This is a genomic window from Vibrio sp. 1562 (genome assembly GCF_033340155.1).
Lineage (GTDB): Bacteria > Pseudomonadota > Gammaproteobacteria > Enterobacterales > Vibrionaceae > Vibrio > Vibrio alginolyticus.
This window is the reverse complement of the sequence record NZ_JAWOVY010000007.1, coordinates 59,396-80,818: the sequence shown is the minus strand read 5'-3', so window position 1 is coordinate 80,818 and position 21,423 is coordinate 59,396. Positions and strand designations below refer to the sequence as shown.

At 44.5% G+C, this 21,423-nt stretch carries 17 protein-coding genes and 1 tRNA gene; 12 read left to right on the top strand and 6 right to left on the bottom strand.

Annotation, left to right across the window (positions count from 1 at the left end; translation table 11 throughout):
• The first annotated feature begins 16 nt into the window (after nucleotides 1–16).
• Nucleotides 17–1,825, top strand: a complete 1,809-nt coding sequence (locus tag R7Z49_RS09690) for a DUF3413 domain-containing protein (RefSeq protein WP_054577628.1) — start codon at nucleotides 17–19, stop codon at nucleotides 1,823–1,825.
• Between the two features lie 154 nt (nucleotides 1,826–1,979).
• A tRNA-Ser gene (locus R7Z49_RS09685) sits at nucleotides 1,980–2,070 on the top strand.
• A gap of 194 nt (nucleotides 2,071–2,264) precedes the next feature.
• Here R7Z49_RS09685 and R7Z49_RS09680 read toward each other — a convergent pair.
• On the bottom strand, nucleotides 2,265–3,188 hold the full coding sequence (locus R7Z49_RS09680) for a histone deacetylase (protein WP_054577627.1): 924 nt from the start codon (nucleotides 3,186–3,188) through the stop codon (nucleotides 2,265–2,267).
• A gap of 271 nt (nucleotides 3,189–3,459) precedes the next feature.
• On the opposite strand from R7Z49_RS09680, the gene R7Z49_RS09675 reads away from it, so the two are divergent.
• Nucleotides 3,460–4,149, top strand: coding sequence for an SDR family oxidoreductase (locus R7Z49_RS09675; protein WP_186584765.1), 690 nt, complete (start codon nucleotides 3,460–3,462; stop codon nucleotides 4,147–4,149).
• 183 nt (nucleotides 4,150–4,332) lie between these two features.
• A complete protein-coding gene (locus R7Z49_RS09670) occupies nucleotides 4,333–4,539 on the top strand; it encodes a hypothetical protein (RefSeq protein ID WP_005380717.1) in 207 nt (68 codons plus the stop codon).
• 44 nt (nucleotides 4,540–4,583) lie between these two features.
• Here the strand turns inward: R7Z49_RS09670 and R7Z49_RS09665 are convergent, their stop codons facing one another.
• Entirely contained in the window at nucleotides 4,584–6,551 is a 1,968-nt protein-coding gene (locus R7Z49_RS09665; protein WP_253657324.1) for a DNA topoisomerase III, read from the bottom strand.
• Nucleotides 6,552–6,654: 103 nt separating this feature from the next.
• Entirely contained in the window at nucleotides 6,655–7,203 is a 549-nt protein-coding gene (locus R7Z49_RS09660) for an NAD(P)H nitroreductase (protein ID WP_005380711.1), read from the bottom strand.
• A gap of 173 nt (nucleotides 7,204–7,376) precedes the next feature.
• Between R7Z49_RS09660 and R7Z49_RS09655 the strand changes: the two genes are divergently transcribed.
• Nucleotides 7,377–8,693, top strand: coding sequence for an MFS transporter (locus R7Z49_RS09655; RefSeq protein WP_054701571.1), 1,317 nt, complete (start codon nucleotides 7,377–7,379; stop codon nucleotides 8,691–8,693).
• Nucleotides 8,694–8,752: 59 nt separating this feature from the next.
• Here R7Z49_RS09655 and R7Z49_RS09650 read toward each other — a convergent pair whose 3' ends face one another.
• Entirely contained in the window at nucleotides 8,753–10,765 is a 2,013-nt protein-coding gene (locus R7Z49_RS09650) for an NADPH-dependent 2,4-dienoyl-CoA reductase (protein ID WP_256913645.1), read from the bottom strand.
• Between the two features lie 223 nt (nucleotides 10,766–10,988).
• Here R7Z49_RS09650 and sppA point away from each other — a divergent pair, with 223 nt between their 5' ends.
• Both sppA and ansA read left to right on the top strand, forming a co-directional pair.
• Nucleotides 10,989–12,839 carry a signal peptide peptidase SppA gene (sppA, locus tag R7Z49_RS09645; RefSeq protein WP_064368684.1) on the top strand — a complete coding sequence of 617 codons (1,851 nt, stop codon included), beginning with the start codon at nucleotides 10,989–10,991 and terminating at the stop codon, nucleotides 12,837–12,839.
• A gap of 164 nt (nucleotides 12,840–13,003) precedes the next feature.
• Entirely contained in the window at nucleotides 13,004–14,017 is a 1,014-nt protein-coding gene (ansA, locus tag R7Z49_RS09640) for an asparaginase (protein WP_017635822.1), read from the top strand.
• A 95-nt stretch (nucleotides 14,018–14,112) separates the two neighbouring features.
• On the opposite strand, the gene R7Z49_RS09635 is transcribed toward ansA, so the two are convergent.
• Nucleotides 14,113–14,397 (bottom strand): YeaC family protein, encoded by a 285-nt coding sequence (locus R7Z49_RS09635; protein ID WP_186584761.1) that lies wholly within the window; start codon nucleotides 14,395–14,397, stop codon nucleotides 14,113–14,115.
• Between the two features lie 101 nt (nucleotides 14,398–14,498).
• Between R7Z49_RS09635 and R7Z49_RS09630 the strand changes: the two genes are divergently transcribed.
• On the top strand, nucleotides 14,499–15,320 hold the full coding sequence (locus tag R7Z49_RS09630) for a DUF2989 domain-containing protein (RefSeq protein WP_065274728.1): 822 nt from the start codon (nucleotides 14,499–14,501) through the stop codon (nucleotides 15,318–15,320).
• A 118-nt stretch (nucleotides 15,321–15,438) separates the two neighbouring features.
• On the opposite strand, the gene msrB is transcribed toward R7Z49_RS09630, so the two are convergent.
• Nucleotides 15,439–15,846, bottom strand: a complete 408-nt coding sequence (gene msrB, locus R7Z49_RS09625; protein ID WP_005380698.1) for a peptide-methionine (R)-S-oxide reductase MsrB — start codon at nucleotides 15,844–15,846, stop codon at nucleotides 15,439–15,441.
• A 337-nt stretch (nucleotides 15,847–16,183) separates the two neighbouring features.
• On the opposite strand from msrB, the gene gap reads away from it, so the two are divergent.
• The 4 genes from gap (at nucleotide 16,184) to rlmA (ending at nucleotide 21,378) form a co-directional block, all read left to right on the top strand.
• The gene (gene gap / locus R7Z49_RS09620) at nucleotides 16,184–17,179 is read left to right on the top strand and encodes a type I glyceraldehyde-3-phosphate dehydrogenase (protein WP_047104409.1); all 996 of its coding nucleotides are present in this window, start codon (nucleotides 16,184–16,186) and stop codon (nucleotides 17,177–17,179) included.
• Between the two features lie 156 nt (nucleotides 17,180–17,335).
• Entirely contained in the window at nucleotides 17,336–18,220 is an 885-nt protein-coding gene (locus R7Z49_RS09615; protein WP_017820788.1) for a D-hexose-6-phosphate mutarotase, read from the top strand.
• 197 nt (nucleotides 18,221–18,417) lie between these two features.
• A complete protein-coding gene (locus tag R7Z49_RS09610) occupies nucleotides 18,418–20,454 on the top strand; it encodes a methyl-accepting chemotaxis protein (protein ID WP_025767192.1) in 2,037 nt (678 codons plus the stop codon).
• 96 nt (nucleotides 20,455–20,550) lie between these two features.
• A complete protein-coding gene (rlmA, locus tag R7Z49_RS09605; protein ID WP_186584759.1) occupies nucleotides 20,551–21,378 on the top strand; it encodes a 23S rRNA (guanine(745)-N(1))-methyltransferase in 828 nt (275 codons plus the stop codon).
• Nucleotides 21,379–21,423 lie beyond the last annotated feature (45 nt).

Here is a 21,423-nt window from a genome sequence, read left to right as displayed (position 1 = left end):
ACAATAGAACACATACATGGTAGACAGCGGAAACTCATACGGCGAACGTGTATCTCGACTAGTTGGTTGGGGTCACTGGTTTGCATTCTTCAATATCGTTGCATCGATGTTGATAGGCACACGCTACATTGTTCAGTCTCCTTGGCCCGAGACGTTACTTGGTCAGTTTTATCTGGCGGTTTCTTGGGTTGGTCACTTTGGCTTTCTAGTTTTCGCACTTTACTTGCTTGTTCTATTCCCGTTGACGTTTATCCTGCCATCGCGGAAATTGTTCCGTTTGGTGGCAGTGATTTTCGCAACCGTTGGGCAAACCATATTATTAATTGATACCCAAGCGTATCAGTCGATCAATTTGCACTTAACTCCCGTTGTCTGGGAGTTACTATTCAGCGAAGACAAAAGTGCGCTCAGCACTGACCTACAACATTTATTTGTTGTGATGCCGCTGATCTTCCTTATTCAACTCGCACTATCCGAATGGGTATGGCGAAAACAGCGCAAACTATCTCATAAGCACGTAGGACGCCCTCTCGCGGCCGTCTTTTTCCTCAGCTTTATGACCAGCCATTTGGTTTACATTTGGGCAGATGCGTATTTTTACAACCCAATTACTAGCCAGCGTTCAAACTTCCCTTTGTCTTACCCGATGACGGCGAAGAGTTTTATGGAAAAACATGGTCTACTTGACCGTGAGGAATACCTAAAACGTTTAGCAGAAAACGAAGGCAACGTAGAGTTAGTCAACTACCCTCTTGAAAAGCTTGAGTTTAACCGCCGAGTTAATAAGCTCAATGTGTTGATGATCAGCATAAACAATTTACGAGCGGATGCGCTGAACCAAGAAGAGATGCCTAACCTCTATGAGTTTGCTGAAAACAATCAGAACTTCCGTAATCATTACAGCTCAAGTAATGATACATACGGGGCCTTTGGTTTGTTCTATGGCTTACCGACCAGTTATGCATCAAGCATCAAGGCGCAAGGTGCTTCCCCAGTATTGCTCGATGTACTGAAAGATCAGGGCTACAACTTTGGTTTATTCAGTGGCAGTGGGTTTGAAGATGATCTCTACTCAGAAATTATTTTCCGCGACTTGAACTTAGCGGAAGACCTAAATGGCACGCAAGCTCATACCGATAAACAATCTATCGCAAACTGGAATACATGGTTAGCAGAGAAAGCAAGTCAGCCATGGTTTAGTTACATCGAAGTCACCACCGTTGATAATTTTGAATCGATTCCTTCAAATAATGACGAAGAAATGCCCGCAAGTGAGCGATTCAAAAAAGCTTATGAATATGCAGTGAAGTCGGCGGATAGAACTATCGCAGGTATTATTGATGAACTAGAAACGACGGGACAACTGACAAACACCATCGTAATCATCACTTCTAATCACGGTAGTGAATTTAACGAAACCAACACGAACAGCTGGGGAGCAAACAGCAACTACAGCCGTTATCAATTACAAGTTCCGATGGTGATCCATTGGCCTGGAATGCTAGCTGGCGAATTTAATCACAGCACAAGTCACTTGGACCTCTCAGTTACACTGTTGCAAGATATGCTCGGCGTATCTTCCAACCCATATGATTACAGTAGTGGTCGCAACCTATTCGATGAAAGTCGTCGTCGCTGGATCTTGGCGGGCGATACTCGCGAGCTTGCCTTAATTACTAGCTCGCAAACCACAGTGATCGATAAGTTTGGCAACTACAAGCTGTATGACAAAAACTACAAACGACTTAGAGATGATGCACCGAAGTTGCCAGTTTTGATGCAAGGTTTAACTGAGTTACAGCGTTTTTATTCTAAAAACGATTAATACCTAGCAATCCATATACTATTCAAACTCCCCTTTTTGGGGAGTTTTTGTTTATTTAAACAACACAAACCACAAATTTGCGCAGTAAACATCCAATCAGTTCAACTAGGGGTTTACAACATTTTCAAAGCCTTATATTATGCGCCTCAACAACGGAGAGATGGCTGAGTGGTTGAAAGCACCGGTCTTGAAAACCGGCATACGTTAATAGCGTATCTAGGGTTCAAATCCCTATCTCTCCGCCACTTTTAGAAAAAGCCCGCTAAGAAATTAGCGGGCTTTTTCGCATCTCCAGACTTAAAAAGATTTGTACAAATCACTTATCACTTCTTGAACGCAACTAAGCACTCCGCCACACTCAGAAAGAACCCACAAAAAATTAATGCCCTTTTCGTTCGTTCCTGTGTTGAATCAATTTGATATTTACGTCTCGTTGTATCTACTCATCAATAAAGGCTTCTTTAGCGGCATTGATAAGCTGCAAGTGGATTGGGACGAGGTCAGCATGATTCGTTCGATATCCACCTCCAACGACAGCTGCGACAGGGATACCTCGAGATTTCACTGTGTGCATTAAAAATCTATCACGTTCTAAAATCCCTTGAGTCGACACATCAAAATATCCAAGCTCATCGTCCTGATGTATATCGACACCAGCATCGTAGATAACTAAATCAGGGCGATGAAGATTAAGTGCCATATCGACCACTTCTTTAAACGCCATTAAAAAATCCTCATCACCTGTTCCTCGCACCAAAGGCACATCGAGGTCAGACTGAGGCTTCCTCGCTGGGAAGTTTTTATCACAGTGGAAAGAAAGCGTGATGATATCTGGCTCATCGTCACATAAAGTTGCTGTTCCATCCCCATGGTGAACATCACTATCAATGATCAATACTTTATCGACATGCTCGACTTCGAGCGCTTGCCTGGCCGCGATCACTAAGTCATTAAATAAACAAAAACCACTGCCAAACTCTTTGTGTGCGTGGTGATACCCACCACTCAAATGAATGGCCACACCGTACTCAAGTGCCTTTTTTGCGGTCAGAGCCGTGCCCGCTGCTGAAGTTAGCGTTCTGGTAATGAGAGACTCACTCCAAGGAAAACCTATTCGGCGCATCTTCGCAGCTGGCATGTTTCCACTAACAAGTAACTCGACGTATTCCTCGTCATGAACACGTTTTACTTCCCCAACAGTTAATGCTTCGGGCTGGAAAAACTGCGTGTGCTCTTTCCAGTTATCTTTCTCCATATGCACCAATACCGATTCATAGAGGTACTGGTATTTCATAATTGGGTAACGATGCCCCTCTGGCAACTCAAGTTGAGAATAAATCGGGTGGTAGATAAATGGCAGCATGAGAAATTCTTAATAACAATGGTAACGAAATAGTATCAACTTAAAGGGTTGAATAAAACGCAATTTAATTGATAATGATTTTCAATATCAATTAAATTTAATATACATATGAATTCTACTTTCTTTGCTATTCTCGGCGCACTATTTGGCTCTCTTTGTGCCCTGTCCCTATTTTCATCTCTTGTTGTTGGTGCGTGGTGGTTGGTTGATTTTATTGTGCTTAACTAACACAATGACTTTCAACTGAAATCAAAAAAACATAGGTGTTTGTATGAGTCAAACCGTCTTTATTACCGGAGCAAATCGCGGCATTGGCCTTAGCTTAACTGAGCTGTACCTGAAGCAAGGCCACCAAGTGCATGCTACTAGCCGTTCCTTAGAGAACAGTTCAGAACTACAAACTCTAGCCTCACAATTCAGCAATCTAGTTTTGCACGAACTGGATGTCACGCACTACGAACAAGTCGCTAAGCTTGCCGATAAACTCCCTGCCATCGACTTACTCATCAATAATGCAGGATATTACGGCCCCAAGGGATATGGCTTTGGAAATACTGACGTAGAAGCATGGCGTAAAGTCTTCGAAGTAAACACCATTGCTCCGTTAAAACTGGTTGAGTACTGTTACCCTCGCTTACAACAAGGCAAGATGAAAAAGATTGCTTGTATCTCATCAAAAGTCGGCAGTATGACCGAAAATACGTCCGGCGCCGGCTATATTTATCGCTCATCGAAAGCGGCGCTTAACTCGGTTGTGAAAAGCTTAAGTAATGATTTAACACCTGAAGGATTTACCGTTTTAGCGCTTCACCCTGGTTGGGTAAAAACGGCGATGGGCGGGCCAAATGCTTTGATAGATACGCAAACCTCCGCGCTAGGCCTAGCGAACGTGATAGAACTGAGCACACCGCAGCTTTCAGGTCGATTTATTAACTACGATGGTACTGAGTTACCTTGGTAGCAGCATTAAGACACAGCCATCACTAAACCAAATACCATCAAAGCTAGGCTTCATAATCGTGACTTGGTTGGCAAACATAATGTTCATCAGTGATCCACCAGCATAATTCGCGCAATCTAACTTGAATTTATCTACATCCAATCCAGACTTAGGAAAAAGTAGAACAAATAAGGAGAAAGCACGATGGCAGCAGATAGGGATTTGGTTAATTTTAGCGAAGAGCACGAACTAAATTACTGCTTGAGAAGTGCTGGTAAACGCCAAACTCAAGCGAATCGAGATACATTAGTTGACTTGGGCAACCAGGTGAAAGAGGTACTGGACAAACGCGTGTTAACTCAAGGTGAAGTAAGAGGCGCGATCCAAAACCACGGTGACCTGTTCGAGTAATCTATTTTCAAGCATGCGCGGTGTTTAATTACACCGCGCTTGTCCTATGCCTGCTTACCTTTGGTTGCACGAGATTTAGTCGCGCCACCATTCTTTGAATAACTGCGCTTTTTACGTTTAAACGCAGGACGTTCCACCTTGGGTAAATGACGTAATGAATCAGGGATAGGGCCTGCTTTTACTTGTGCCATCAAGCTATCAATGCGTTGTTCCAGTGCTTGCATGAACGGCTGATATGCTTGATTTCTCTCTGCCATACCTTGTAACTGGTGCTCCCAATGAGCCGTCATATCAGGGTATGTTGAATCTTCTGGCAAGGCATGAATGAGACCTCTTCCCGCAGGAGAACTGAGAATTGACTTACCTTGACGCGTAAGCAGTTGGCGTTTGAACAGCGTGTCCAAAATACCAGCGCGAGTCGCTTCCGTGCCTAGCCCATCAGTGTCACGAAGGATTTTTTTCAGTTCTTTATCCGCAACGTAACGGGCGATCCCGGTCATCGCTTGCAACAGCGATGCTTCGGTAAAATGCTTTGGTGGCTCGGTTTTTCGGTCTTTTATTTCCCCTTCACGACAAGTTAACACGGTGCCTTCGGGTAGCGGTGGCACGGCATCAATACCTTCATCTTCCTTGTCAGTTTTGCCCATTAGCGCTTTCCAACCCGGCGAAACTAACTGACGACCTTTCGCGACAAACGTACCACCAGCGATATCGAAAACCAATTTCGCTTCTGCGTAAACCGCCGCCGGATAGAACTGCATGAGGTACTGGCGCGCAATCAATTGATACACTTTCATCTCATTGCCGGAAAGCGCATTCACATTAGCTTGCTTCGGTGTAGGGATAATCGCATGGTGCGCATCCACTTTTTTATCGTTCCAGGCTTTGGACTTTAATGTTAAGTCTGCTCCCTGAACGGCAACTTGCAACTCTTTTGCGTTATTCGCAATAGCAGTTGTCACCGTCCCTGCTTGTGAGTAGTGTTCCATCGGTAAATAGCGACAATCTGAACGCGGGTAAGTGATCAGCTTGTGCTTTTCATACAATGCCTGACAAGTATCTAGTACTTGTTGCGCACTCATACCATAGCGCTTCGCGGCATCGATCTGTAAAGCAGATAACGAATAGGGTAATGGTGCTGATTGCTTGGTTTGCTTTTGTTCCGACTCTGTCACTTTTGCGGGTTGATTTGCAATACGGTTTGCAACATTTTCCACCAACTTACGGTTTAATACTCGACCTTCTTCGTCCTGCCAAGGCTTGCATGCCTCACTTGGCTTCCAACGAGCACGAATATCAAAAGTACCATTGGCATCTTGATATGGGATCAGAGCATGTAGGGTAAAATAGTCCTTCGGGACAAAATTTTCGATTTCTTCATCACGACGCACCACTAAGCCAAGAACTGGCGTTTGCACTCGCCCTACCGAGAGAACACCTTGATACCCTGCTTTTTGACCAAGCAAGGTATAAGCACGAGACATGTTCATACCATACAGCCAATCAGCCCGAGAGCGGGCCAATGCTGAAACTGAAAGTGGGATAAACTCGCGATTACTGCGCATAGAACTGAGAGCACGTTTAACCGCAGGTAAGTTCAAGTCGGAAATCAACAAACGCTGTGTAGATTCCTTCTTGGTTTTAGATAACTTGCAATAGTCCAGAACTTCATCAACTAACAGCTGACCCTCTCGATCTGGGTCTCCTGCATGAATGACTTCTTTAGCTTCTTTGAGCAATTTACGAATCACTGTTAATTGCTTACTTGCACTTTTCCTCGGTCTGAGCTGCCATTGCTGCGGAACAATTGGTAAATCTGCCATATTCCACTTTTTGTAACGCTCATCGTAAGCGTCGGGTTCGACCTGTTCGAGTAAGTGGCCGATACACCAAGTAACGATATCCCCGTTCCCACAGCGGATGAATCCTTGATCTTTCTTTTGAGGGTTTGGCAGTGCAGCGGCAATCGCACGGCCTAAACTTGGTTTTTCAGCAATAAACAGACGAGACATAACGTTTTGGAAATAAATATAATTAGGGCCACATTATCGAATGTAGCCCTAATAAATCAAGAAAAACTGTATAAATAAACAGTCAGTTTATTTAAGTTTTTAGTTATAGGAATTCAACAAACTGAGAAAGGTCACGCTCAGGAACTTTCATCGGTGTACAACCAGGCGTGCCTAAGTACAAGAAACCAACAATCTCATCGTCACCCTCTAAACCAAATGCTTGATGAACTTCTGGATGGAACATCCACTTACCTGAGCGCCAAAACCCTTGAAAGCCTTGCGCTACGGCTGCCATTTGCATCGCTTGTACAGCGCATCCCGCAGATAAGTGTTGCTCTAGTGCTGGTACTTTCTCATGTTCTGTTACTTTAGCAATCACCGTGATCACCATTGGTGCGCGAAATGGGGCATTCTTTACCTTTTCGACCACCGCTTCATCACTATTTTCAGCTTCTGCCGCTTTTACCAATATATCTGACAGTTTTTTCAAACCATCGCCCTGTGCGATAACGAAACGCCAAGGGGTTAATCCCGCATGGTCAGGCGCACGAAGGCCAGCACGAATGATGTTCTCAAGTGCTTTACCTTCTGGAGCAGGCGCGGATAACTTCGCGATAGATCGGCGATTGAGCAAAAGATCGAGAGCGTCCATGAAAGAATCCTTATTGAATATCGTTGTTATTTTGTTTACGCCACTTTAGCACAATCTGCTCCTGCGAATAACAACCGGTTTTCTGTGGGCTTGATAACGTGCTTCACTTAACATCAATCTGGGTTTAATGTTAATTTATTCGCGAAATGAATAAGTTGAACATAGGCAGGTTGATGAACAAGGACAAACAAAACAGCATTTACGAAAAGATCGTTAATGACGAAGATGCCCGTGCCTGTAAGGCGATTCCTGAATCAGCTTGTCATCAAGTTCCCGGCAACTTTCTTAAAATCATTCTCGCTCAGTTTTTAACGAAGGTCGGCGATGCGTTAATCAACCCTAAAGTGACGTTGCCGTGGATACTACAAAGTCTCGGGGCACCGGTTTATTTAATTGGTTGGCTGGTTCCTATTCGTGAGTCAGGATCCCTTATCCCACAACTTAGCATCGCGCACTACATCCGACGCATTCCAGTAAGAAAATGGGTCTGGGTAATTGGCAGCATCTTGCAGGCTCTTTCCATATTTGCAATCGGATTGGTCGCATTAACTCTAACAGGAGCAGCTGCGGGTTATGGTGTGATTGCATGTCTTGTGATCTTCAGCCTCTCACGCGGTTTAAATTCCGTCGCATCAAAAGATGTATTGGGCAAAACCATCCCTAAAAACCAACGAGGTCAAGTCAACGGCTGGTCTTCAAGCGCTGCTGGCCTGGTTACGCTGCTTTTCGCTAGCCTTCTGGCACTAGCCTGGTTATGGGACGTAGAGCCGACAGAGCGCTTTTACGGTCTGAGTTTAGGCTTAGCGGGCGTCATATGGCTCATCGCGGCATTAGTCTATGCGCGAATTAATGAGTATGCCGGTGAGGTAGACGGTGGTCGAAATGGCGTCCTCGAAGCATTTAAACAACTCGCGTTACTTAAGACAGACGTGACCTTTCGTCGATTCGTTATCACGCGGACACTATTTTTATGTTCTGCGCTGAGTGCACCGTACTACGTTGTGCTGGCACAGCAATCTCTGGGTGGACAGCTCTGGGTGCTAGCTCTCTTTATGTTTGCGAGTGGCTTAGCCTCCTTTGTGTCAGGTCCTTTCTGGGGAAGAATGTCCGATCGCTCTAGCCGCAGTGTGATGGTCATAGGCGCAATGATGAGCGCGCTACTTGGTGTTGTGTTATTTGTTTACGATACATGGGTCACCGCTAGCCAAAGCTTCCTATTCGTGATTCCTCTGCTTTACTTTTGTGTTTGTATTGCCCACGACGGAATACGAGTCGGACGAAAAACCTATTTAGTTGATATCGCAGAAGGTGACAAACGGACGAGCTATGTAGCCGTGAGTAACACAGTGGTTGGGATAATGCTGCTTCTAATGAGCTCTCTTGGTGTTATGTCGAACTTCTTGAGCCTTTCAGCTGTGGTGTTAGTGTTCTCTTTTATTACTTTTGCTGGCGTGGTAATGGCCAAACAACTGCCAGATATCAGTGACTAGTTCTATACAAAAAAGCTGCGCTCAAAGCGCAGCTTTTATGGTAAACACACATTAAAAGGCTAGAGTTTTACCGCCAATTTAACACCTTGACGAATCGCACGCACAGCATCAAGTTCACCCGCATGGTCAGCTCCGCCAATGATATGAATCTTCTCTCCAAGTTCAGACCATTTATCTTCAAACGGACGTACAGACTCTTGCCCAGCACAAATGATAACTTTGTCTGCATTAAGTACCTGCGCGCTTCCGTCTACATGAATGTGCAAACCTTGATCATCAATTTTATCGTAAGACACGCCGCCGACTAAATGTACGCCCCGTTTTTCAAGGGTACGTTTATGGATCCAACCTGTCGTTTTACCCGGACCTTTACCCACACGACCTTTACGACGCTGAAGTACCCAGACTTCTTTATCGCTAACCGCATCAGGGTAAGGGTATAAACCACCCGGCTGAGACATCTCCTTGTCGATTCCCCATTCATGCAACCAGTCATCCAACGTTTGTCCAACTGGCTCTGTGAGCATGGTCGCGACATCTACGCCAATGCCACCAGCACCAACGATAGCCACTTTCTCACCGACTGGCGTTTTGTCTCGAATGAGAGTTTGATAGTCGACGACTTTCTCTGGGTTATCAATTCCATCAATATTGACTTTACGTGGCTCAACACCCGATGCCATCACTATCTCATCGTATTCTGTGAGTAAGTCATAGTTCGCTTCCGTCGATAAGTGCAGATTCACGCCTGTTTCATCAATACGGTTAGCGAAATATCGTATCGTCTCTCGAAACTCTTCCTTACCAGGGATCTGCATCGCAAGACGGAACTGACCACCGATGCGGTCGTTCTTTTCGAACAAATCAACCTTATGACCACGTTCAGCCAGTGTGGTAGCACAAGCCAAGCCCGCAGGGCCTGCACCAACAACTGCAATGTTTTTCTTCTTAAAGGCTGGTTCAACAACAATTTCGGTTTCATAGCACGCTAAAGGGTTCACTAAGCAACTGGCGCGCTTACCTTTAAACACGTTATCTAGACACGCCTGATTACAACCAATACACGTATTAATAAGCTGCGCTTTTTCCTGTTCGGCTTTAGCAACAAAGTAAGGATCGGCCAAGAATGGGCGCGCCATCGAAACCATGTCGGCATGACCTGAAGATAAAATGCGTTCTGCTTCATCTGGCGTATTTATACGGTTGCAAGTGATAATAGGAACCGAAACGTGAGGTTTAACTTTTTCCGTAACCCATGTAAACGCACCGCGTGGTACTTGAGTCGCAATTGTCGGAATTCGAGCCTCATGCCAACCGATACCCGTATTAATAATCGTGACGCCAGCCTCTTCAAGTGCTTTCGCCAATTCGATAACGTCTTCAAAAGTGCTGCCCTGCTCGACAAGATCCAGCATAGAAAGACGGAAGATGATGATGAACTTGTCACCCACCGCCTTGCGTACCGCTTTAACAATTTCTAGCGGAAAACGCATACGTTTTTTATAGCTGCCACCCCATTCGTCGTAACGCATATTAGTACGTTTACATAAGAATTGGTTTATCAAGTAACCTTCCGAGCCCATTAACTCGACGCCATCATAACCAGCAAGGTGTGCTAACTCCGCACTATTAGCAAACGCGTCGATGGTTTTCTTTATCTGGCGGTCGCTCATTTCACTCGGAGCAAACTTTGCAATCGGCGCTTTAATGCCAGATGCACTTTGCGAGAATGGATGCATTGCATAACGCCCAGCATGGAGAATTTGCAACGCAATTTTACCACCGTGCTTGTGCACCGCTTCTGTCACAACTTTATGGGCTTTAGCATGTTTTGGCTTGCTGAATTCAGCACTCAACGGGTGTAAACGACCGCGTAAGTTAGGAGAAAAACCTCCGGTTACAATCAGTCCGACACCGCCTTTCGCGCGTTCTTCATAAAAAGCAGCGAGCTTCTGTAATCCTTCTTTGTGCTCTTCTAAGCCCGTGTGCATTGATCCCATCAGAACTCGGTTTCGTAATTGTGTGAAACCGAGATCCAGTGGCTTTAATAGGTTTGGGTACATGGCAGACATCACTTAACATCCATTGTTATTATCATGGTCTGACCAGATTAAGCCTGCTCAACCAAAAAATCAAACAAGCGTTTACATTTTTGTAACACCGATCAATCTCGTGTGAAAATATGCCAATTGTTGAGTGGTCGTGATAAGCTAAAAAATGTTATCTTTTGAGATCTTAGAGATAAGAACCCATACTTTGTTAGACTCGGCGTAACTATCTCGTTATGGAGACAAGATGAAAAAACTCTTCAAATTTATTGGTTTGATATTTAAAGGGATATGGAAAAGTATCACTTTCATCAGACTCGCACTGGCAAACCTAATTTTCTTGCTGATGATTGCCGTTTTCTACTTTGCCTTTACTTATACCGGAGACGGTCAACCTGTCGTCGAAAAAGAATCTGCATTGGTGATGAACCTTTCAGGCCCAATTGTCGAACAAAGACGTTATGTAAACCCAATGGACTCTTTTGCTGGTTCCCTTTTGGGTAATGAGTTACCGAAAGAAAACGTCCTTTTCGATATCGTTGATACTATTCGCTACGCGAAAGACGATCCTAAAGTGTCTGGATTAGTGCTAGCACTACGAGACATGCCAGAAACAAATCTCACGAAACTACGTTACATCGCGAAAGCGTTGAACGAATTTAAAGCGTCAGGCAAACCCGTTTACGCCGTAGGTGATTTCTACAACCAAAGCCAATATTACTTGGCAAGTTACTCTGACAAAGTTTATCTGGCACCTGATGGTGGTGTATTGATTAAAGGTTACAGCGCTTACTCAATGTACTACAAAACGTTACTTGAAAAGCTTGACGTTTCCACTCATGTTTTTCGCGTAGGTACTTATAAATCCGCTATCGAACCTTTTATTCGTGATGACATGTCCGATGCGGCGAAAGAGTCAGCAACACGTTGGGTTACTCAATTGTGGAGTGCTTTTGTTGATGACGTAACAACAAACCGAAACATTGATGCGAAAGTGCTTAATCCAACCATGGATGAGCTGATTAACGAGATGAAGTCTGTAAATGGCGATATTGCTCAGCTCGCAGTCAAATTGGGGCTAGTGGATGAACTTGCTACACGCCAAGACATTCGCACTCTATTTGCAAAACAGTTTGGCAGTGACGGCAAAGACAGCTACAACGCGATTGGTTACTACGACTACCTTGCAACGATTCGTCCCGATTACACACTACCTCAGCACGACATCGCCGTTGTTCTAGCAAGTGGCGCGATTATGGACGGTCAACAACCTCGCGGAACTGTTGGTGGTGACACAGTCGCAAGCTTGCTGCGTCAAGCACGCAATGATGAAAAAGTGAAAGCGGTCGTATTACGAGTAGATAGTCCAGGAGGCAGTGCCTTTGCTTCTGAAGTGATTCGTAACGAAGTAGAAGCTCTGAAGCAAGCAGGTAAGCCGGTTGTTGTATCCATGTCGAGTTTGGCTGCTTCTGGTGGTTATTGGATTTCAATGAGCGCAGACAAAATCGTTGCTCAGCCAACAACCCTGACGGGCTCCATTGGTATATTTAGTGTCATCACCACGTTTGAAAAAGGCTTTAGCAAGTTAGGTATTAACACTGATGGCGTTGGCACATCGCCGTTCTCAGGTGACGGTATTACCACTGGCCTTTCTGAGGGCGCGTCTCAAGTGTTCCAATTAGGTATCGAACACGGTTACAAGCGCTTTATTTCTCTAGTTGGCGAGAATCGCGATATGTCTCTAGAGGAAGTTGACAAAGTTGCTCAAGGTCGAGTTTGGACTGGCCAAGATGCACTATCCTTTGGTCTTGTCGATCAAATGGGTGACTTTGATGATGCTGTAGAGCTAGCGGCGAAACTAGCGAACGTGACCGATTATGGCATTTACTGGGTAGAAGAGCCTCTTTCACCTACTGAACTATTTCTACAAGAGTTTATGAAACAGGTGAAAGTCTCTCTAGGTATTGATGCTACAAGCTTGCTACCAAAAAGTCTTCAACCCGTAGCTCAACAATTCGAACAAGACGCAAGCTTGCTCCAAAGCTTCAACGATCCTAAAGGTCAATACGCATTTTGTTTGAACTGCCAAGTGCAGTAGTTTTTCCATCAATATTACAAAGGGCACTTCTACTTGAAGTGCCCTTTTTATTAGGCTTTGCATCTCCTCAGATGACTTTCTGATGCTGTGCGTATAGCCTCGCATCTCAAGGTTATTTAGGTATATAATCCCCGCCTCTGTTCCCCTACACGAAAGAAAAAACGATGACTAGAAAACACATCTACATCGCTTACACCGGTGGTACCATCGGAATGCAAAAATCCGACCACGGCTATGTGCCTGTTGCTGGCTTTATGGAAAAGCAATTAGCAAGCATGCCCGAATTCCATCGTCCTGAAATGCCGGATTACACCATCCACGAATACGACCCTCTGATTGACTCATCAGATATGACACCTGCTGACTGGCAGCAGATTGCGAATGATATTCGTGACAACTATGACAAATACGATGGTTTCGTTATCCTACATGGTACTGACACCATGGCGTACACAGCGTCCGCATTGTCTTTCATGCTTGAAAACCTTGGTAAGCCAGTGATTGTAACGGGTTCACAAATCCCTCTCGCAGAGCTGCGTTCTGACGGCCAAGCAAACCTATTAAACGCGCTACATATTGCGGCAAACTACCCGATCAACGAAGTAACTTTGTTCTTCAATAATCAATTGATGCGTGGTAACCGCAGCACAAAATCTCATGCAGACGGTTTTAATGCCTTTACTTCACCAAACCTTCCTCCACTATTGGAAGCTGGGATCAATATTCAAGTTAGCAACAGCGTAACCGTTGGTGCACAACCAGAAGGTGAGTTTAAGGTTCACAACATCACGCCACAACCAATCGGTGTGATCACCATGTACCCTGGTATTTCACACGAAGTTATCCGCAACACGCTTCGTCAGCCCGTGAATGCGATGATTCTTCTGACTTTTGGTGTCGGTAATGCTCCTCAGAACCCTGAGCTGCTTGGTCACCTGAAAGAAGCCTCTGAGCGCGGCGTTATTGTCGTAAACCTAACTCAGTGTTTGGCAGGTAAAGTGAATATGGGCGGATATGCCACAGGTTGTGCGCTCGCAGACTCTGGTGTTATCAGTGGCTTTGACATGACGCCCGAAGCGGCGCTGGCAAAACTACACTACCTTCTAAGCCAAAACCTTTCTTACGAAGAAGTAAAAGAGAGAATGCAACAAGTACTGCGTGGTGAAATGAGCCTGTAAGTTCAAGCTTTCTACGATCTAAAAAGCCCAATACAGTTTGGGCTTTTTTCTTTCAAAATCAAAATAATAAAATTTTGAGAAATAAGGCGTAAGGATTAATCAATGTTCGGATTCACACGAACAATATCTCTCTCTTCTCCGCTGAATTGTTTTTTAAGCTCTTGTTTTGATTTAAAACTGATTTCACCACCGGCTGCAACCGTCATATGCTGCGCATCAGTATTATGTTTTGATTGATACAACATCACAGCTTGCATACACGAATCTCGCTGCTCTTTAGAAAGTGTTGTACCCTCAGGCCATCTTCCCGTTTCTACTGCATAGACTAAGCGATCATAAACTTCTGGAGTCATCGCTTGTAATAGTTGTTCTGCGTCCATAGTGTACCTTCTTATTACATTCTATTTACAGAACATAACGGGTTAAGAAACTGAGTCAAGAATACGAAAATGAATTGGTGTAACGGATCACAAGCAAAGCCATGAAAAGAACAAACTGGTTACTTCTCAGCCTCGCATGTTTTGCGCTATCGGGCTGTTTTGAAGGTAACGTGACAACCGAAGAGTTGTGCCAAAAAACACCAGAACTGCGTTGCGAGCAGCTCAATATGGATGACGGCCAATGTCGAATTCCAAGAACAAATTTGGTTTGGCATCGGTTTGAGCAATTGAAAAACCCATCGGAAGCAAACCAAATCATCGAATACGGTCTGGTCGCTGAATATAGGAAATGCTTAGAACTCGCCTCCCAGATCACCCCTATTGATCAAAGTGCTCTCAAAAGACAACGCTTTAATGCATTGGTACACAGTATTGATGAGCTAGAGCGCATTGTAAACGAGTTAAAAGGCTCAGAAGACCCGGCTACTTTGTATTTTTTATGGTCTCAAACGGGAGATACTCAAGCTCGGCGCGCATTTTTACAAATGGAAGGGTCTCCCCAATTAAATAATGCTGAGATGCAATATGCATTAGCCACTTTTTATACCAACCGAGATACCAAGAAAACCCTGGAGCTTCTTAATAACGCGTTGTCTTTATCTGATGAAGACAACATCAATCCGGTCATTCTCAAGTCAATGGCAAGTATTCATCAGGGGCTTGGAGACAAAGAGCAAGCGTATCTATGGGCAATGGTCGCGAAGAGATTCGACGTACCGCTTGCTGATGAAAAGCAGCTCCAACGTATGTTCAATTTCAGTCATCCAGAGCGATATAAGCAGTTGGATGAATTAGCCGAATCGGTGGCGAAAGCCATAGAGAAAGGTATCTATTCCCCAGCAATGATACCCACTGAGATATAAACGAAAAACTCCCGCAATGAGCGGGAGTTTTTCGTTTAAGTCGAGCGACACTCAGATCACCGTTGAGCATGAATCATCCTGAAAGGATAAAACAATCTCGAGCACAATTTTGTCGTTATTATTCTGATTTGTTGAAAATTAACGACACAGAATTAACACAAAAACGCTCTCCTGTGGTCTGTGGGCCATCTTCAAAAACGTGCCCTAGATGGCTATCACACGTTGCACAACGAATCTCTGTACGTACCATTCCGTGACTTAGATCTTCTAAATAGCGCACCGCTTGATCGTTGATAGGCGCATCAAAACTTGGCCATCCGCAGCCAGAGTCATACTTGTTATCAGAGACAAAGAGAGGGGCATTACAACAAGTACAAGCATAAACACCAGTTTCCTTATTATGCAGTAGCTTACCGCTGAAAGGAGGCTCTGTACCTTGCTCTCGGCAAACACGGAACTCTTCATCAGACAGTTGCTCACGCCACTGTTCATCTGACTTCGTCACTTTTTTCCCGCTTTGTTCCACGACTTTCGGCTCCTTATTTACTGTTCTTGGTATTGACTTTTTTAGCAAAAAACTTGCTTCTCTTAACAGTTGTAGCACATACTTTCTCACCAGGACACCATGCGTAATTAATTTGATAAGAGCACTTATCTCACCAGTTATATTACGCCAACTGGGCTACAGAAGAATCAGTCAAAAGTTTAAAAAACGTACATTTGCAAAGAATTGTTAAAAAAAGCGTCGCTTTTTTTTGACTTTAAACAAGTTAAGTCCGATTATCACTTGCAGATGTTTACTGGATTCTGTAATTTTACTACCAGTTATCTTTAATCAGAAATTAAGTTGTGGAGCAACTATAATGACTATCAAAGTAGGTATTAACGGTTTTGGCCGTATCGGTCGTTTCGTATTCCGTGCAGCGCAAGAGCGTGCTGACATCGAAGTTGTAGGTATCAACGACCTTATCGACGTAGATTACATGGCATACATGCTTAAGTATGACTCAACTCACGGCCGTTTCAACGGTACTGTTGAAGTTGAAGGCGGTAACCTAATCGTTAACGGTAAAACTGTACGTGTTACTGCAGAGCGCAACCCTGAAGACCTAAAATGGGACGAAATCGGTGTTGACGTTGTAGCTGAAGCAACTGGTCTTTTCCTAACTGACGAGACTGCACGTAAGCACATCACTGCTGGCGCGAAAAAAGTTGTACTAACTGGTCCTTCTAAAGACGCTACTCCAATGTTCGTTAACGGCGTAAACTTCGACACTTACGCTGGTCAAGACATCGTTTCTAACGCTTCTTGTACTACTAACTGTCTAGCGCCTATCGCTAAAGTTCTTAACGACAAGTTCGGTATCGAATCTGGTCTTATGACTACAGTTCACGCAACTACAGCAACTCAAAAAACTGTAGATGGTCCTTCTGCTAAAGACTGGCGCGGTGGTCGTGGTGCTTCTCAAAACATCATCCCATCTTCAACTGGTGCTGCTAAAGCTGTAGGCGTTGTACTTCCAGAAGTAAACGGCAAACTAACTGGTATGGCTTTCCGCGTACCAACTGCTAACGTTTCTGTAGTTGACCTAACTGTTAACCTAGTTAACGGTGCTTCTTACGAAGACATCTGTAAAGCGATGAAAGAAGCTTCTGAAGGCGAACTAAAAGGCGTTCTAGGCTACACTGAAGATGCAGTTGTATCTCAAGACTTCATCGGCGAAGTTTGCACTTCAGTATTCGATGCTAAAGCTGGTATCGCGCTAACTGACAAATTCGTTAAGGTTGTATCTTGGTACGACAACGAAATCGGTTACTCAAACAAAGTTCTAGACCTAATCGCTCACATCTCTAAGTAATTAGAAAGTTAGCAATTAGCGAATAACTTCGTTAAAGAAAAGGCGGCTCTAGAGTCGCCTTTTTTGTATCTGGAATTTGAGAGAATGCAGGCTCGATGTTGCATTTAATGTGCGAAGCGCGTCTAAAAGCTCTCCCCCAGCGATAGGAAACTACACATGGATTTAAAAACTCTCCCAGCCCTAACGGTGCTATCTGATAACGTCACTATCGTTGAAGTTGATCAGATAAAAATCGTCCGCGTGATTCATGACAAAGCAACGGCAGGCATCTCGCTACACGGTGGTCATGTCGTGTCGTTCACGCCTAAAGGTCAAGAAGATCTGATCTGGATGAGCGAAAAAGCTGTCTTCGATGGTAAAGCTGCTCTTCGCGGTGGCATTCCGGTTTGTTGGCCTTGGTTTGGGCGTATTGCTGCTCCAGCTCACGGCTTTGCCCGCACCGCAGAATGGGAGTTGGTTGAACATCGTGAGAACCATAACGGTGTGATTGTTGAACTTGCTCTGTTCCCGACAGAAGAAATCCACGATATTTGGCCCCATATGTTTGACGCTCGTTTGGTGATTGAAGTGGGCGATGAGCTAAAAGTGACGCTCAAAGTCATGAACATTGATGACGAGGCTTGGACCTTCTCTGGCGCATTACATACTTACCTAAACGTTGGAGACATTAAGCAAGCACAAACGACAGGCATGGGTGCCGAGTACATTGATAGCTTGAAAGCTGATGCGGTATGCCAAGGTGGTAATGTTCTACAACTAACTGACACCATTGATCGCGTTTACACGCAACCAGAAGCGAAAATTTTGGTAAAAGACCCGGTATTGGATCGTACGCTAAGCGTACACAACCAAGGCCACAACTCAGCAGTATTATGGAACCCTTGGGCAGAAGGTGCGCAAAGCATGGGTGACATGGCTGACGATGGTTATCAAACCATGTTGTGTGTGGAGTCTGCTGTTCATGCACCAAGTATTGAGCAAGGTCAAACGCTCCAACCAGGTGAGACACATGAACTTGTCACTGTCATTTCAGCGCAGTAAGAATCACCATATAAAGGCCGGGATACCCGGCTTTTTTTGTAATAAAAGCTCTGCTTAGATGGTCCTATCTTTACTAACTTATTGGTTACTGGTCACTTTTGACGGTTTCATTAATAAATATCAAAAAAATTGATCATATAAACCGATAGCATACCGATACAAAACTCATAAATAATAAAAATATCAGGAATTAGTCTATGTTAGAGAGATACCGAAATCAAAGTGTCGGATTCCAGTTGAAACTGGTGATCACTTTGTGTCTATTCATTGCTTTCAGCAGTATTGCAGCGCTTGTTTACCGCAACGCTTCCGATGTTCTATTGGAAAGCACACTGAAAGAACACCAATCTAAAGTAGAATCAATGGCAAAAACCATTGCTGGCCAATTCGATGCTTACCTGCACACCGCTAAAGTCCTCGAATCTACTTTTCGCAATGGCTACCTTGCCGGTGTCTATGTCGAAAATTACACGGTTGACTTCATGGGACATGAAGTACCAAACATCACTCAATACAGTGAAAGCTTAATTAATGACACCAAGTTGGTCGACAGTTTCACACGTGATACCGGCGCTATAGCAACGCTATTCGCACCATTGGGTGACGACTTTATTCGGGTGTCCACCTCCCTAAAAGATCCACAAGGTCAGCGAGCGGTCGGAACCACGCTAGGCATCAACCATCCTGGTTATCAGCAACTTAAAGCAGGACAACCGTATTACGCTCAAATTAAATTGTATGGCGAGCGCTACATTACCTACTATGCCCCAATCAAAGATGCGACAGGAAAGGTAGCAGGCCTATCGTTTATTGGCTTACCAGTAGACCAAGCGACACAAACCTTGTTCGATGCACTCGAAGAGATAAAATGGGGCGACACTGGTTACACCATTATCGTTGATAACGACGAAAACAATCTTGGTAAATACCTACTTCATCCAGCAAAAAGCGGCTCAGATTCGTCAATACTAGAAGTCGCCGACTACAATGGTCACAAGCCTTTTGGCCAGATTTTCGAACAATCTAGTGGATTAATTCGCTACCCTTTCGAGTACCAAGGTAACGTAGGCGAAAAGTATCTTGTCTACACAGAGGTTCCAGGTTGGAACTGGAAACTGCTAGGTGGTACGTTTATCAAAGAAGTAACAAAAGGTAGCGACACGCTTCTCACACTCATTGCCATCATTTCTTCGGTAGCGGCAATCATTACTTTTGTTGTACTGACACTTTTCTTGAATCGCAGCTTACAACCTCTCACGACTCTAAACTCATACATGACTCGCTTAGCGGGCGGCGAAGTCAGCTTGAACATTCCAGCGTCTCGTAAAGCATCAAAGAATGAAATTACGAACCTGAGCTCGGGTGTCGCCAGTATGGCAAGTCAGCTCAATGAACTCGTTGGTAAGATCCGTTCAACAAGCGACTTAGTGGAGAGCAACTCCACCAGCGTTGCCAACGATGCACATAGCAATTTGACCCAAGCCGACCGACAACAACAAGAAGTCGAGCAAGTTGTGACAGCGATTGAAGAAATGGCCTCTTCCGCTCAATCTGTCGCACAACAAGTCGAAAGCATTGCGGAAAACGTACGCTCAGCAAATACTGATAGTCAATCTGGTCTCGCGATTGTTGAAGGCGTATGTATCGACGTTGCTCAACTTAACGATCAATTGGATCAATCAGCAACGGCTATCGAGCAAGTAAATCGCGATAGCGAGAGTATTCAAACCGTCACTAAAATGATTGATGAAATTGCTGAGCAAACCAATTTACTTGCCTTGAATGCCGCCATTGAAGCAGCACGAGCAGGTGAGCAAGGCCGTGGCTTCGCAGTTGTAGCAGATGAAGTGCGCACACTTGCGCACCGAACCCAAAGCTCAGTTCAAGATGTCGTGGAAATTATCGAGAAACTAAAAGGGTCGACTCATAATGCAGTTAATATGATGACAGACAGCCAACGCAGTGCAAACCAGGTCTTGGACAAAGCACAAGACGCGGGCACAGCATTAGAAGCCATCGCAGTACAAGTGCAGTCGATAGCCTCTCAAGCCGACGCCATTGCAGCGACTTCAGAAGAACAAGCTCAAGTTTCACAAGAAATTGCAGCAAATGCCCATTCTATCAGTGAACTTAACCGAGAAAGCCGCAACACGAGCGCAAAAACCTCGCAAAGTGCCATTGAACTTCAACAACAAGCACGAAACTTGAAAGAGCAAGTCGACTTCTTCCACTAATACTTAATAAGAGCCGACCCAGTCGGCTCTTTTTGTTTCACTTGAGACCATGCTTTTTGATAGAATTTGCCGCCCTACTTTCTGTTCGAGATCGTCATGAACTATCAATGCCCTCTATGCCACCAAGCTCTAGCGTTAAATGAAAAAACGTTTAAGTGCGAAAACAATCATCAGTTTGACTTAGCAAAAGAAGGCTACGTTAACTTGATGCCAGCGCACCACAAACGTTCTAAAGATCCTGGTGACAACAAAGAGATGATGCAAGCTCGTCGTCGATTCCTTGAAGGAGATTACTACAACCCAATGCGCCAAGAAGTGGCGCAGCTGTGTGCAACATACACTGAGGGGAGCACCCATCAATTATTAGATATTGGTTGTGGTGAAGGTTACTACACAGATCAAGTACAAAAGACGATAGAAACACAAGCGAACCATGCCACGATTTATGGCTTAGACATTTCCAAAGTTGCCATTCGTTACGCGGCGAAGCGTTACACGCACTGCAACTTTAGTGTGGCTTCTAGTCACCGACTTCCCTTCGCAAATAAATCCTTAGATGCCATTTTGCGCATTTATGCCCCGTGTAAAGCTGAGGAGCTGCAGCGCGTTGTAAAAAACGACGGCGTTGTTGTCACGGTTACTCCTGCTAGCCGCCACTTATACCAACTGCGTGAGCGCATTTATCAAGAAGTTCGTCTTCACAATGAAGAACCAGAACATATTGAAGGGTTTGAATTAGAGCACCAGCAGCATCTTAACTATGTTATGGACTTGAAAAACGGAGCCGCAATCGATTTATTGCAAATGACGCCATTCGCATGGAAAGCAACCGATGCTCTTCGTGAAGAGTTGAAATCCGCTACACTTTTCCAATGTGAGGCTGATTTTATGTTGCGTGTATATCGCAAAAAAACACTCAATTAATAAGTCAAAAAAAACAACAAACGCAAATAGTTATCATTTATATTG